This window comes from Salmonella sp. SAL4457, from assembly GCF_046548235.1.
Classification (GTDB): Bacteria; Pseudomonadota; Gammaproteobacteria; order Enterobacterales; family Enterobacteriaceae; genus Salmonella; species Salmonella enterica.
Genome location: NZ_JBGDZO010000006.1, coordinates 127049 through 140204 on the forward strand (window position 1 = coordinate 127049; position 13156 = coordinate 140204).

Here is a 13156-nt window from a genome sequence, read left to right on the forward strand (position 1 = left end):
GTGTATGTAAGCGTGATGGATGATGGACATTTCCTTGCGGCAACGCCTATATCCCCAGCACTTCCGGCACCAGCTCTTCCAGTTGCCTGACCAGTTCAGGGTCCATATAGCGATAATCGTCGGGGATATCGAGTACGTGCAGGGGCTTATTTTCAATAATACGACGATATTCAGCCATCAACCGGTCTTTATGTTTCTGCTCCATAACGCAGATAACATCAGCCCACTGAAGTAACCCGCACGACACGCTTTTTTTGGCATTACGGCTGGTGCCGGCGGAACGGACGCTAAGGCCAGGATAGCGGCGGAACACCTGCTCCGCCGTGGGGCTGCGCCATTGATTTCGGCTGCATATGAAAAGCACATTCATTAAATAAATACTCTTCCAGATCGCGCTTCGCTAACGGCGAGTTTGTGAATCGTGGAGACTTAATACCCCACGGTGCGGCACGTAGCACTTTGTCGGAGTGCGTGTAGATATATTGAAGCGCTAGAGTGACTTTCTGTATGAATAATAAACTGTTTTGGCATTTTTATTTTATCTTTTGTGCGCCCCGCTGTTTTTCTTTCACCGTGCTGCGATAATTACCTTAAGGCGCAATGCGGTATTGGCGCATTGCCAGGGCAGAGGAAAACAATTATGGATTACGAATTTCTGCGCGACGTTACCGGAGGGGTAAAAGTACGAATGTCGATGGGCCACGAGGTGGTCGGTCACTGGTTTAATGAAGAGGTTAAAGACAACCTCTCGCTACTGGATGAAGTAGAACAAGCCGCGCGTACGGTCAAAGGCAGCGAACGCTCCTGGCAACGAGCAGGGCATGAATACACGATCTGGATGGACGGCGAAGAGGTGATGATTCGCGCCAATCAGCTGGATTTTTCCGGCGATGAGATGGAAGAGGGGATGAGTTATTACGATGAAGAGAGTTTATCCCTGTGCGGCATGGAGGATTTTCTGCGGGTCGTCGCCGCGTATCGGGAATTCGTCAGTAAAGCCTGACCCTCTCTTCGTTATTGTCCCACAACGCCAGTCGACGGACAGTTGGGGGCGGTAGCGGAAACGAAATCACCACACATTCCAGCCGGGAGTATCCCGGCTTTTTTATAGCAGAATGATTTTTTGATTTTTATTAATCATTTTAAAACTGTGAACTGACGCGTTTGTGATCTTAATTTGATTGAATATAATCGTTATGATTTTATTCAATCACAACAAGCAACAGGCGGTAAGACCATGAACATCAAAAAAGCAATAGAGCGCGTACCCGGCGGCATGATGGTCGTACCGCTCGTTATTGGCGCAGTCATTAACACCTTCGCCCCGCAGGCGCTTGAGATCGGCGGTTTTACCACCGCCTTATTTAAAAACGGCGCGGCGCCGCTAATTGGCGCTTTTCTGCTGTGTATGGGAGCCGGTATCAGTGTGAAAGCTGCGCCCCAGGCGTTATTGCAGGGCGGGACGATTACGCTCACTAAGTTGCTTGTCGCCATCGGCATTGGCCTGGGCGTGGAGCATCTTTTCGGCGCGGAGGGTATTTTTGGCCTGAGCGGCGTGGCGATTATCGCGGCGATGAGCAATTCGAATGGCGGACTTTATGCTGCGCTGGTAGGCGAATTCGGCAATGAGCGCGACGTCGGCGCTATCTCTATTTTGTCTCTTAATGATGGCCCTTTCTTTACGATGATTGCGCTGGGCGCGGCAGGGATGGCGAACATTCCCATTATGGCGCTGGTGGCGGTGCTGGTTCCGCTGGTTGTCGGCATGATCCTCGGCAATCTTGATCCTCATATGCGCGATTTTTTGACCAAAGGCGGCCCGCTGCTCATTCCTTTCTTTGCTTTTGCGCTGGGGGCGGGCATCAATCTGGAAATGTTACTGCAAGGCGGACTTGCCGGAATTCTGCTCGGCGTGCTGACAACGTTCGTTGGCGGTTTCTTTAATATTCGCGCAGATCGTCTGGTTGGCGGAACTGGCATTGCCGGGGCGGCGGCCTCCAGCACCGCGGGTAATGCCGTTGCGACGCCGCTGGCTATTGCGCAGGCCGACCCTTCGCTCGCCGAGGTGGCCGCTGCTGCCGCTCCGCTGATTGCCGCCTCGGTGATCACCACGGCAATCCTGACGCCAGTGTTGACCTCCTGGGTTGCGAAAAAACAGGCGCGTCAGGCTTCTTTGGAGAAAAACGCATGAAAATGATGGTTATCGCCGATGATTTTACCGGATCGAATGATACCGGCGTCCAGTTGGCGAAGAAGGGGGCGAGAACGGAAGTTATGTTGAGCGCGTCGCAAAAACCGTCCCGCCGCGCCGATGTGTTAGTCATTAACACCGAAAGCCGGGCGATGCCCGCAGATCAGGCGGCATCTGCCGTTTATGCCGCGCTTTCCCCGTGGTGTGAGACATCGCCAGCGCCGCTGGTGTACAAAAAAATCGACTCCACATTTCGCGGCAATATCGGCGCCGAAGTGACGGCGGCCATGCGCGCCAGTCAGCGAAAACTGGCCGTTATCGCCGCCGCGATCCCTGCGGCCGGACGCACGACGCTTGAAGGAAAATGTCTGGTTAATGGCGTCCCGCTACTGGAAACCGAATTTGCCAGCGATCCGAAAACGCCCATTGTCTCTTCCCGTATTGCCGAGGTAGTGGCGTTGCAAAGTGAGATCCCTGTGTATGAAGTCTTTTTGCAGGATGTCCGACGCGGCGGGTTAAGCGCCTTACTTACGGCTTATGCGGCTGAGGGCGAAGGGATTATCGTCGTGGATGCGGTGGAAGAGCGGGACCTGACGTTGATTGCGCAAGCGGCGTGTGAACAACCGTCGATGCCGCTGCTCGTCGGCGCAGCGGGTCTGGCGAATGCGTTGCCGGTTGAACTTTTTATGCAAGACCGGCAGCGGCTGCCGGTGCTGGTGGTGGCCGGTTCGATGAGCGAAGCCACGCGACGTCAGGTGGATAATGCGCTGTGCCGGGGACGTGCGGAGGTCGTGGATATCGATGCCGCGCGCATGGTGTCGGATAGCGCGGAACAGGAAATCGCGTCTGTCGTAGAGCAGGCCTGCGCGCTGTTAAGTCAGCATCGACATACGATTTTACGCACCAGCCGTCGCGCAGAAGATCGACAGTTAATCGACGCGCTGTGCGAAAAATCCGCGATGAGTCGTCAGCAATTGGGCGAGCGACTGAGTCAGCGGCTTGGCGTCGTCACGTTAAACATTATCGAGCAGGCGCGGATTGGCGGGTTGTTTCTGACCGGCGGCGATATCGCTACCGCCGTCGCCGGCGCGCTTGGCGCTGAAGGTTATCGCATTCAGAGCGAGGTGGCGCCCTGTATTCCCTGTGGAACGTTTGTAAACAGCGAAATTGACGATCTGCCGGTCATTACCAAAGCGGGCGGATTCGGTTCAGACAGTACGTTGTGTGACGCGCTTTATTATATTGAGGAGATGTATTGTGGAGACTAAAACCGTTGCCATTACCATGGGCGATCCAGCGGGCATTGGGCCGGAAATTATTGTTAAAGCGCTAAGCGAAGACGGTCTCAACGGCGCGCCGCTGGTGGTTATTGGATGCCTCACAACGTTGAAACGTTTACAGGCGAAGGGCATCACGCCGAACGTCGAGTTACGGGCCATTGAACGGGTCGCCGAAGCGCGTTTTGCGCCCGGCATCATTCATGTGATTGATGAGCCGCTGGCGCAGCCGGAGGCGCTGGAGGCCGGGAAAGTTCAGGCGCAGGCGGGGGATTTAGCGTATCGCTGCGTGAAGCGCGCCACCGAGTTAGCGTTACGGGGCGACGTACAGGCTATCGCTACCGCGCCGCTGAATAAAGAGGCGCTGCACCTGGCAGGGCACAACTATCCGGGCCATACCGAGCTGCTCGCGACCCTGACCCATAGCCGCGATTACGCGATGGTACTTTACACCGATAAACTAAAAGTGATTCACGTTTCAACGCATATCGCGCTGCGTAAATTCCTTGATACGTTAAGTACCGCGCGTGTCGAAACGGTGATTGGCATTGCTGATACTTTCCTCAAGCGTGTGGGTTACGTTAAACCGCGTATCGCCGTGGCAGGCGTGAATCCTCATGCGGGCGAGAATGGCCTGTTTGGCGATGAAGAGACGCGTATCCTGACGCCAGCCATTACCGATGCCCGCGCAAAAGGTATGGACGTTTATGGGCCGTGCCCGCCGGATACTGTATTTCTCCAGGCTTATGAGGGACAGTATGATATGGTGGTGGCGATGTATCATGATCAGGGGCATATCCCGTTGAAATTGCTTGGCTTTTATGATGGCGTGAATATCACCGCGGGGCTGCCGTTTATTCGGACCTCTGCCGATCATGGCACCGCATTTGATATCGCCTGGACGGGAAAAGCAAAATCTGAGAGCATGGCCGTATCGATCAAACTGGCAATGCAACTGGCATAATTCCCTGTTATGAAAGGACAACACCGTCTGGATCTCATTGTGGCGTATCTGAAAAATCATACGCTGGTTACGGTAGAACAGCTGGTTGAGGCGGTTGACGCATCGCCAGCCACTATCCGTCGCGATTTGATCAAGCTGGATGAGCAGGGCGTGATCAGCCGTAGTCATGGCGGCGTGGCGCTGCGGCGTTTTGAACCCGCCCAGCCCACCACCAATGAAAAACAACTGCGATCGCCCGCTGAAAAACGGGCGATCGCACGCGTTGCCGCATCGCTGGTCAATGCTGGCGATGCCGTCGTGCTGGATGCCGGTACGACAATGATGGAACTGGCGAAATGCTTAACCCATCTTCCGCTGCGGGTCATCACCGTCGATCTGCATATTGCGCTGTTTTTAGCTGAGTTCCGGCAAATTGAAGTGACGATTGTCGGCGGTCGTATCGATGACAGCAGTCAGTCCTGTATCGGTGAGCATGGGCGCAAGCTGTTGCGCAGCGTTTACCCGAACATCGCGTTTATGAGCTGTAATTCATGGGGGGTAAAAACGGGCGTGACGACCCCAACGGAAGATAAGGCCGGGCTTAAACAGGAGATTATTGCTAATGCGCAGCGCAAAGTGTTGCTGGCGGACAGCAGTAAGTATGGCGCGCATTCGCTCTTTAATGTGGTGCCGCTTGAGCGCTTTAATGATGTGATTACTGACGTCAATCTGCCGCCGTCAGCGCAGGTTGAACTGAAAGGGCGCGCTTTTGCGCTAATGCTGGTGCAGCCGGAGTGACAGCGCCGTCAGGCGCTGCCAGTGGTGAATCAGACCGCAGAAATATTGCGGCCGTAGTAAATCTCGCGCATCTCTTTCCACAGCGCGGCGGTGATCTCCTGGCGTTCGGTTTCAGTGAGATCTTCCGGTTTGGTGTGAAACATGTAGTGCTTAAGATCGAACTCTTTAAGCAGCATCTTGGTATGGAAAATATTTTCCTGATACACGTTTACATCCACCATGTCATACAGCGACTTCATATCTTCCGACATAAAATTCTGAATAGAATTAATCTCATGATCGATAAAGTGCTTCATACCGTTGACGTCGCGTGTAAAGCCGCGCACGCGGTAATCGATGGTGACGATATCGGACTCTAGCTGGTGGATCAGGTAATTGAGCGCTTTTAGCGGTGAAATCACCCCGCAGGTTGACACTTCGATGTCGGCGCGAAAGGTGCATAGCCCGCCTTCCGGATGGCTTTCCGGATAGGTATGCACGCAGATATGGCTCTTATCGAGGTGCGCCACCACGGTTTCCGGCAGCGGGCCGGGATGTTCGGTTTGATCGATAAGTTTCGGGTCGATCGGCTCTTCGCTCACCAGAATCGTGACGCTGGCACCCTGGGGTTCATAATCCTGACGGGCGATGTTCAGGATGTTCGCGCCGATAATGGAGCAGGTCTCCGACAGGATCTCGGTCAGTCGGTTGGCGTTATAGAGTTCATCGATATAGGCGATATAGCCATCGCGCTCTTCTGCGGTTTTGGCGTAGCAGATATCGTAAATACAAAAACTCAGGCTTTTCGTCAGATTGTTAAAGCCATGCAGTTTCAGCTTTTTCAATTTTTATCACCTCCTTAACGTCACTGTGCGGACAGTGCGTCATGTAGATATTGCGGTAGCGCAAATGCAGCGGCATGAATAGCCGGGTTGTAATAGCGACATTTGAGGCCGGCGGCATGAAAACGCGCCTGAATAATTTCGCTCGACAGGTGACGAAGAGCGTCGTTGTCCGTCGCCCAGGCGAAGGTCATAATGCCGCCGTAATAGGTCGGAATCGCCGCCTGGTAGAAGCCGACATCGCTGAAGTAATGACTCAGCTTTCGGTGGCTGTCGAGCGCTTCATCCTGTTGCAGGAAGCACACGCCGTTCTGGGCAACAAAAATGCCGCCCGGATTCAGGCAACGCTTACAGCCTTCATAAAAGGCGGAGGTAAACAGGCTTTCGCCGGGGCCTATCGGATCGGTACAGTCGGAAATGATCACATCAAAGGTCTGATGGGTCTGATTGACGAAATTCACGCCGTCGTCGATCACTAGCGTAAAGCGCGGATCGTCGTAGCTGCCGGCATTGTGGTTGGGTAAATACTGGCGGCAAAACGAGACTACGCCAGCGTCTATCTCTACCATGGTGATGGTTTCGACGTTTTTATGCCGGGTAACTTCACGTAGCATTGCGCCGTCGCCGCCGCCGATAATCAGAACGTGTTTCGCATGACCGTGCGCCAGCAGCGGGACGTGGGTCATCATTTCATGATAAATAAACTCGTCGCGTTCGGTGGTCTGTACCACGCCGTCCAGCGCCATCACGCGGCCAAAAGCGGCGTTTTCAAAGATGATTAAATCCTGGTGATCGGTTTTTTCATGATACAGAACGTTGTCTACGGCAAAGTACTGACCAAACTGGTCGTGTAGCGTTTCATGCCACATCGTATTTTCGGCCATTGGCTGATACCTCTATTGTTAACACCCGTAAAAAAAGGGCGCAACATCATAGCTAACAATGACCGTGGATGCACGGTCATTATTTCAGCAATAGGATCACGGAGGATTATTTAACGTAGGCTAACAGGCTCAGAGAATCGCGGGCCAAAGCTTTGCATTTTTTAGCGACCGGAATACCGATGCCGCTAAGATCGCGGTAGCTGTCTTCGCCCAACGATTTCATATCGAAGGTGTCGTAGTTACTCAGGTCCCACTGATTTTGCTGGGCAAAAAAGACCAGCGCACGCCGAATCTGACTGTTGGGTAAATTTTGGTAACCACAGTCATTTTTCAGAAAAACGAAAACCGCCGTTAAATCGGCCATATCTTCAGCTTCGGATTCAGTAAGCGCATAGCTATTTGCGCATAAGGCCATCAGGCTGCCAAACAACACGGGTCTGAAAAACGTCTTCATTGCTTCTACCACGGCATCAGGGAAAGTCAACGTTAGCATACTGAGAACGTAGCGACGACTTTTATTATCAGGATTGGTCGCGGTGTTTTCATTCTTATTGTATTGCTGTCAGGAATGGTAAAGACGTGTTGCTGGCTTGACCTTCCCGTTAGGGCAGGGTCTAAGCTTAGACACCCGCCTGTTCATTATAAGGAAATGATTATGTTACGCCGTGATTTCTTAAAATATTCAGTGGCGCTGGGGGTTGCATCAGCGCTGCCGCTGTGGAGCCGCGCCGCTTTTGCCGCCGAACGTCCCGCGTTGCCTATTCCTGACCTGTTAACGGCAGATGCGAGCAACCGTATGCAGTTAATTGTTAAAGCCGGACAGTCCACATTCGCCGGTAAGAACGCGACAACCTGGGGCTACAACGGTAATTTGCTGGGGCCAGCGGTACAGCTTCACAAAGGAAAAAGCGTGACCGTTGATATCCATAACCAACTGGCCGAAGACACGACGCTTCACTGGCATGGTCTGGAGATTCCAGGCATCGTCGACGGCGGTCCGCAGGGGATTATTCCCGCAGGCGGAACCCGTACGGTGACGTTTACGCCGCAGCAACGCGCCGCGACCTGCTGGATTCATCCGCACAAACACGGCAAAACCGGGCGCCAGGTGGCGATGGGCCTTGCCGGACTGGTGCTGATTGAAGATGACGAGATTCGCAAATTGCGCCTGCCGAAACAGTGGGGCATCGACGATGTGCCGGTGATCATTCAGGACAAACGCTTCTCCGCCGATGGCCAGATTGATTATCAACTGGATATTATGACCGCCGCCGTCGGCTGGTTTGGCGATACGCTGCTGACCAATGGCGCTATCTATCCGCAGCATTCCGCGCCGAAAGGCTGGCTACGTCTGCGCTTGCTAAATGGCTGTAATGCGCGTTCGCTGAATATCGCCGCCAGCGATAATCGTCCGCTTTATGTGATCGCCAGCGACGGCGGCCTGCTGGCGGAGCCGGTGAAAGTCACCGAACTGCCGTTATTAATGGGCGAGCGTTTTGAAGTGCTGGTGGATATCAGCGACGGGAAAGCCTTTGACCTGGTGACGCTGCCGGTCAGCCAGATGGGAATGGCGATCGCTCCGTTTGATAAACCGTATCCGGTGATGCGTATCCAGCCGCTGCGGATTACCGCCTCCGGTACGCTGCCGGATACGTTGACGACGATGCCGGCGCTGCCGTCGCTGGAAGGGCTGACGGTGCGCAACCTGAAACTGTCGATGGACCCGCGTCTTGATATGATGGGGATGCAAATGCTGATGAAGAAATATGGCGCTCAGGCGATGAGCGGCATGGATCATGACAGCATGAACGCGCATATGCAGGGCGGCAATATGGGGCATGGCGAGATGGATCATGGCAACATGGATCACAGCGGGATGAATCATGGCGCGATGGGCAATATGAATCACGGCGGAAAATTCGACTTCCATAACGCTAACTTTATCAACGGCCAGGTCTTTGATATGAACAAACCGATGTTCGCGGCGCAAAAAGGCCGACATGAACGTTGGGTGATTTCCGGCGTGGGTGACATGATGCTGCATCCTTTCCATATTCACGGCACGCAGTTCCGTATTTTGTCAGAGAACGGCAAAGCGCCAGCGGCGCACAGAACGGGCTGGAAGGATACGGTACGCGTTGAGGGTGGTATCAGCGAAGTGCTGGTCAAGTTCGATCACGACGCGCCGAAGGAACATGCCTATATGGCGCACTGTCATCTGTTAGAACATGAAGATACGGGAATGATGTTAGGATTTACGGTCTGACCGATGTCTCCGACGCAGGCCGGGTAAGGCGAAACCGCCACCCGGCACAATGCCCGGCATACGCCGGGCATTAATGGTTATTTCGCGTCGTCAGGCAAAGCATAGGCCACGATATAGTCGCCCATCTTCGTACCAAACGAACCGTGGCCTCCGGCAGAAACGACCACGTACTGCTTACCGTTTACCTCATAGGTCATCGGCGTTGCCTGGCCTCCGGCGGGTAAACGTCCCTGCCACAGTTTTTCCCCGTTGCTCATGTTATAAGCGCGCAGGTAGTTGTCGGCGGTCGCGGCGATAAACAACACGTTACCGGCGGTTGAGATTGGCCCGCCCAGCATTGGCATCCCCATGTTGAACGGCACCGGAACCGGCATCGGGAACGGCATACTGTCGCGCGGCGTCCCTATACGTTTCTTCCACACGATTTCATTGGTCTTCAGATCCAACGCGGAAATATAGCCCCAGGCCGGTTGTTTACACGGCAGGCCAAACGGCGAAAGGAACGGATTCAGCGTGACACCGAACGGTACGCCGTACTGTGGCTGAATACCCGCTTCTGTTCCGGTACCTTTCGCGTCTTTCGGCGGCTCCATCGGATTACCCGGGCCGCGTGGGATCAGTTTCGAGACAAACGGCAGCGCCATCGGGTTAGCGATAGCGACCTGACGGTCTGGATCGACGGAAATACCGCCCCATTCAAACATCCCCAGGTTGCCAGGGAATACCAATGTCCCCTGCTCGGATGGCGGGGTGAAGATACCTTCATAGCGCAATTGGTGGAACATAACGCGGCACACCAGTTGGTCGAACATGGTCGCGCCCCACATATCCGCGCCGGAGAGATCTTTTTTCGGGCGGAAGGTTAAATCAGAGAACGGCTGAGTTTTGGCGACATAATCGCCTTTTGCCGCGCCCTGCGGGACCGGTTTTTCCGGAGCGGGCACGACCAGCTCGCCATTACGTCTGTCCAGCACAAAGATATTACCGGTTTTCGCTGGCGCATAGATAACCGGAACGGTAGTACCGTCAACGGTAATATCCGCCAGCGTCGGCTGTGCCGGCAGGTCCATATCCCACAGATCGTGATGGACGGTCTGATAACTCCAGGCCAGTTTCCCGGTGGTGGCATTCAGCGCCAGGATGGAGCTGGCATAACGCTCCTGCTCCGGCGTGCGGTTACCGCCCCAGATATCCGGCGTGGTCACGCCCATCGGCAGATAGACCAGATCCAGTTTCGCATCATAGGCGGCAGGCGCCCAGGAGTTCGGCGAGTTAAAGGTAAAAGCGTGCTCATCGGCTGGAATCGCGTTCGGATCTTTCGCCCCCGGATCGAAGGCCCACAGTAGTTTACCGCTATTAACATCAAAACCACGGATAACGCCGGACGTTTCGCGGGTAGAGAAGTTATCCGTGACCGAACCGGCAATGACAATCGTTTTATCGGTGATAATCGGCGGCGACGTCGGTTCATACAGTCCCGGCGTGGTATCCGGCATATTGGTTTGCAGATTCAGGACGCCTTTGTTGGCGAAGGTTTCACACAGCTTGCCGGTTTCGGCATTCACCGCGAAAAGGCGACCGTCGTTGACCGGGAGGATAATACGGCGCGGACAGTCGGCGATGACCTCCGGCGAGGCGGTATCCGCTTTGGCCTCATGATAAGAGACGCCGCGGCAGGTCACATGCTGGAAAGACGAATCGGTCTTCAACTGAGGATCAAAATGCCACTTCTCTTTACCGCTGGCGGCGTCCAGCGCGAACAGACGCTGGTGAGCCGTACACAGATAAAGCGTATCGCCGACTTTAATCGGGGTCACTTCGTTGGTGATTTCACCCGGATCGTTGGGTTGTTTCAGATCGCCGGTGCGGAAGACCCACGCTTCTTTCAGTTGGTGAACGTTATCCGCAGTGATCTGTTTCAGCGGTGAATAGCGTTGGCCTTCCTGATTGCGTCCATAGGCCGGCCAGTCTTCGTCGGCGATCGACGAGCTTGTTGCGGCGGGCGTGGCGTCGGCGCGAAGCGTACCGTTGATCTCCTGCGGGTCGTTGAAGCCAGCCCAGGTCAGAATGCCGCCACTAATCAGCAGCGCCACGACCAGCGCCGCCACTGCGCCGCTGGAAGGAACCACCAGCCGATGCCAGACAAACGGCAATATTAGCCAGATGCCGAAAAACACCAGAATATCGCTACGCGGCGTGAGCGCCCAGAAGTCGAACCCGACTTCCCACACGCCCCAAATCATTGTCGCCAGCAGCAGGGCGGCATACAGCCACAGTGCGGCACGTTTACTGCGCCATAGCAATCCGGCCACAACCAGCATCACGAGGCCCGCGATGGGGTAGTACCAGGAACCGCCAATAGCAACCAGCCAGACACCTCCGATAAGAAGATACAGCCCACAAAGTGCTGCAAAGAGGGCCGTCAGCGTCACGAGTAATCGTGGCGATCGTGCGTTATTTTCTGCCATAAAAAGACACCATCCCAAATTGTTAATTTTTTAGTAGCAATTAAGTATAGGAATTAACATGTGTGATCGTCATCACAAAATGAGCTTTCTTATCAAATGCCGCGAATGAATACGTTTGCTGTTATACTGCGTGCCTTGCGCGTCAATGCGGCGTTATTAGTCACCGGCATTGAGTGATTTGTTTTTAAATCATATGGTTATAAATATGAAACATACTGTTGAAGTCATGATCCCCGAAGCGGAGATCAAAGCACGTATTGCCGAGCTGGGTCGTCAGATTACCGAACGTTATAAAGACAGCGGCAGTGAAATGGTGCTGGTAGGTCTGTTGCGTGGCTCATTTATGTTTATGGCGGACCTGTGCCGTGAAGTTCAGGTTCCTCATGAAGTCGATTTTATGACCGCCTCCAGTTATGGTAGCGGCATGTCCACCACCCGCGACGTGAAAATCCTCAAAGATCTGGATGAGGATATTCGTGGTAAAGACGTGCTGATTGTCGAAGACATTATTGATTCCGGTAATACGCTGTCGAAGGTCCGTGAAATCCTGGGCCTGCGCGAGCCGAAATCGCTGGCGATTTGTACGCTGCTGGATAAACCTTCTCGCCGCGAAGTGGACGTGCCGGTTGAGTTCGTTGGCTTTTCGATTCCGGACGAATTTGTAGTCGGTTACGGTATCGACTACGCTCAGCGTTATCGCCATCTACCGTATGTTGGTAAAGTGGTGCTGCTGGACGAGTAAGCGCAGAAATGCCGGATGGCGTCGCTAAAGCGACTTATCCGGCCTATAGCTAATGGCTTATTGGTGGGGAATGTATTTCAGACTTAGGGCGGAAATACCCTTATGATAGCCGTTCTCCAGCGTTTCTCTGTTGGTGGCGGTGACGTCAAGATCGCGCAGCAGGCCATCATTGATACTGTACGCCCAGCCGTGAATGGTCACATTCTGACCGCGTTTCCACGCTGACTGCATAATGGTGGAATGCCCCAGGTTATAGACCTGTTCCATGACGTTCAATTCATAGAGCGCGTCCAGACGTTGCTCTTCGGGCATTTTTCCCAACAGCGAGCTATGTTTAAGCCAGATGTCGCGGATATGCAGCAGCCAGTTATTAATCAAGCCCAGCTCAGGGTTTTCTACCGCAGCCTTGATACCGCCGCAACCGGAGTGGCCGCAAATGATAATATGCTCAACTTCCAGAACATCTACCGCATACTGAACCACGGAGAGACAGTTCAGATCGGTGTGAATAACCAGGTTAGCCACATTACGGTGAACAAACAATTCGCCCGGTTCAAGCCCGGTTAAACGCTCTGCGGGAACGCGGCTGTCGGAACATCCAATCCATAGAAAGCGCGGTTTTTGCGCTTGCGCCAGTTTCTCAAAAAATCCGGGGTCCTCTTCCACCAGCATTTTTGACCATAGTGCATTGTTGCTGATGAGTGTATCTATGTCTTTCATGGAAGTTAACGACCTGTAACCAAATAAGTGCGTTGGGCTAATATAG

Annotated in this window: 13 protein-coding genes; 7 read left to right on the forward strand and 6 right to left on the reverse strand. The window is 53.9% G+C overall.

Features of this window, described 5'->3' with window-relative positions:
- Positions 1-46: 46 nt before the first annotated feature.
- Complete coding sequence (locus tag ACLJNW_RS18770) at positions 47-370, reverse strand: low molecular weight protein tyrosine phosphatase family protein (RefSeq protein ID WP_001101536.1); 324 nt, start codon at positions 368-370, stop codon at positions 47-49.
- 270 nt (positions 371-640) lie between these two features.
- Here ACLJNW_RS18770 and yacL point away from each other — a divergent pair, with 270 nt between their 5' ends.
- From yacL to ACLJNW_RS18795, 5 genes are all read left to right on the forward strand, one after another.
- Positions 641-1003 carry a protein YacL gene (gene yacL, locus ACLJNW_RS18775; protein ID WP_000384308.1) on the forward strand — a complete coding sequence of 121 codons (363 nt, stop codon included), beginning with the start codon at positions 641-643 and terminating at the stop codon, positions 1001-1003.
- 234 nt (positions 1004-1237) lie between these two features.
- Complete coding sequence (locus ACLJNW_RS18780) at positions 1238-2191, forward strand: 2-keto-3-deoxygluconate permease 1 (protein WP_001022089.1); 954 nt, start codon at positions 1238-1240, stop codon at positions 2189-2191.
- On the forward strand, positions 2188-3459 hold the full coding sequence (gene dtnK, locus ACLJNW_RS18785) for a D-threonate kinase (RefSeq protein WP_000783303.1): 1272 nt from the start codon (positions 2188-2190) through the stop codon (positions 3457-3459). Before ACLJNW_RS18780 ends, dtnK begins: the two co-directional genes overlap by 4 nt.
- Positions 3449-4432: a D-threonate 4-phosphate dehydrogenase gene (locus ACLJNW_RS18790; protein WP_000448753.1), complete on the forward strand. Its 984-nt coding sequence runs from the start codon at positions 3449-3451 to the stop codon at positions 4430-4432. Before dtnK ends, ACLJNW_RS18790 begins: the two co-directional genes overlap by 11 nt.
- 9 nt (positions 4433-4441) lie before the next feature.
- Positions 4442-5209 carry a DeoR/GlpR family DNA-binding transcription regulator gene (locus tag ACLJNW_RS18795; RefSeq protein WP_000678253.1) on the forward strand — a complete coding sequence of 256 codons (768 nt, stop codon included), beginning with the start codon at positions 4442-4444 and terminating at the stop codon, positions 5207-5209.
- A gap of 29 nt (positions 5210-5238) precedes the next feature.
- Here the strand turns inward: ACLJNW_RS18795 and speD are convergent, their stop codons facing one another.
- The 3 genes from speD to ACLJNW_RS18810 form a co-directional block, all read right to left on the reverse strand.
- Entirely contained in the window at positions 5239-6033 is a 795-nt protein-coding gene (gene speD / locus ACLJNW_RS18800) for an adenosylmethionine decarboxylase (protein WP_000734276.1), read from the reverse strand.
- A gap of 20 nt (positions 6034-6053) precedes the next feature.
- Positions 6054-6914 (reverse strand): polyamine aminopropyltransferase, encoded by an 861-nt coding sequence (gene speE, locus ACLJNW_RS18805; protein WP_000829968.1) that lies wholly within the window; start codon positions 6912-6914, stop codon positions 6054-6056.
- 106 nt (positions 6915-7020) lie between these two features.
- Entirely contained in the window at positions 7021-7368 is a 348-nt protein-coding gene (locus ACLJNW_RS18810) for a YacC family pilotin-like protein (RefSeq protein ID WP_000846613.1), read from the reverse strand.
- Between the two features lie 201 nt (positions 7369-7569).
- On the opposite strand from ACLJNW_RS18810, the gene cueO reads away from it, so the two are divergent.
- On the forward strand, positions 7570-9180 hold the full coding sequence (gene cueO / locus ACLJNW_RS18815) for a multicopper oxidase CueO (RefSeq protein WP_000946060.1): 1611 nt from the start codon (positions 7570-7572) through the stop codon (positions 9178-9180).
- A gap of 77 nt (positions 9181-9257) precedes the next feature.
- Here the strand turns inward: cueO and ACLJNW_RS18820 are convergent, their stop codons facing one another.
- Positions 9258-11648 (reverse strand): glucose/quinate/shikimate family membrane-bound PQQ-dependent dehydrogenase, encoded by a 2391-nt coding sequence (locus ACLJNW_RS18820; RefSeq protein WP_000829727.1) that lies wholly within the window; start codon positions 11646-11648, stop codon positions 9258-9260.
- 205 nt (positions 11649-11853) lie between these two features.
- Between ACLJNW_RS18820 and hpt the strand changes: the two genes are divergently transcribed.
- A complete protein-coding gene (hpt, locus tag ACLJNW_RS18825) occupies positions 11854-12390 on the forward strand; it encodes a hypoxanthine phosphoribosyltransferase (RefSeq protein WP_000683342.1) in 537 nt (178 codons plus the stop codon).
- Positions 12391-12447: 57 nt separating this feature from the next.
- On the opposite strand, the gene can is transcribed toward hpt, so the two are convergent.
- Complete coding sequence (gene can / locus ACLJNW_RS18830) at positions 12448-13110, reverse strand: carbonate dehydratase (protein ID WP_000651591.1); 663 nt, start codon at positions 13108-13110, stop codon at positions 12448-12450.
- Between the last annotated feature and the right edge of the window lie 46 nt (positions 13111-13156).

Coding starts and splice junctions, on each gene's coding strand:
- ACLJNW_RS18780 (WP_001022089.1), top strand. CDS start 1,238: ATGAACATCAAAAAAGCAATAGAGCGCGTACCCGGCGGCATGATGGTC.
- dtnK (WP_000783303.1), top strand. CDS start 2,188: ATGAAAATGATGGTTATCGCCGATGATTTTACCGGATCGAATGATACC.
- speE (WP_000829968.1), bottom strand. CDS start 6,914: ATGGCCGAAAATACGATGTGGCATGAAACGCTACACGACCAGTTTGGT.
- hpt (WP_000683342.1), top strand. CDS start 11,854: ATGAAACATACTGTTGAAGTCATGATCCCCGAAGCGGAGATCAAAGCA.
- ACLJNW_RS18820 (WP_000829727.1), bottom strand. CDS start 11,648: ATGGCAGAAAATAACGCACGATCGCCACGATTACTCGTGACGCTGACG.
- ACLJNW_RS18795 (WP_000678253.1), top strand. CDS start 4,442: ATGAAAGGACAACACCGTCTGGATCTCATTGTGGCGTATCTGAAAAAT.
- ACLJNW_RS18810 (WP_000846613.1), bottom strand. CDS start 7,368: ATGAAGACGTTTTTCAGACCCGTGTTGTTTGGCAGCCTGATGGCCTTA.
- yacL (WP_000384308.1), top strand. CDS start 641: ATGGATTACGAATTTCTGCGCGACGTTACCGGAGGGGTAAAAGTACGA.
- ACLJNW_RS18770 (WP_001101536.1), bottom strand. CDS start 370: ATGAATGTGCTTTTCATATGCAGCCGAAATCAATGGCGCAGCCCCACG.
- cueO (WP_000946060.1), top strand. CDS start 7,570: ATGTTACGCCGTGATTTCTTAAAATATTCAGTGGCGCTGGGGGTTGCA.
- can (WP_000651591.1), bottom strand. CDS start 13,110: ATGAAAGACATAGATACACTCATCAGCAACAATGCACTATGGTCAAAA.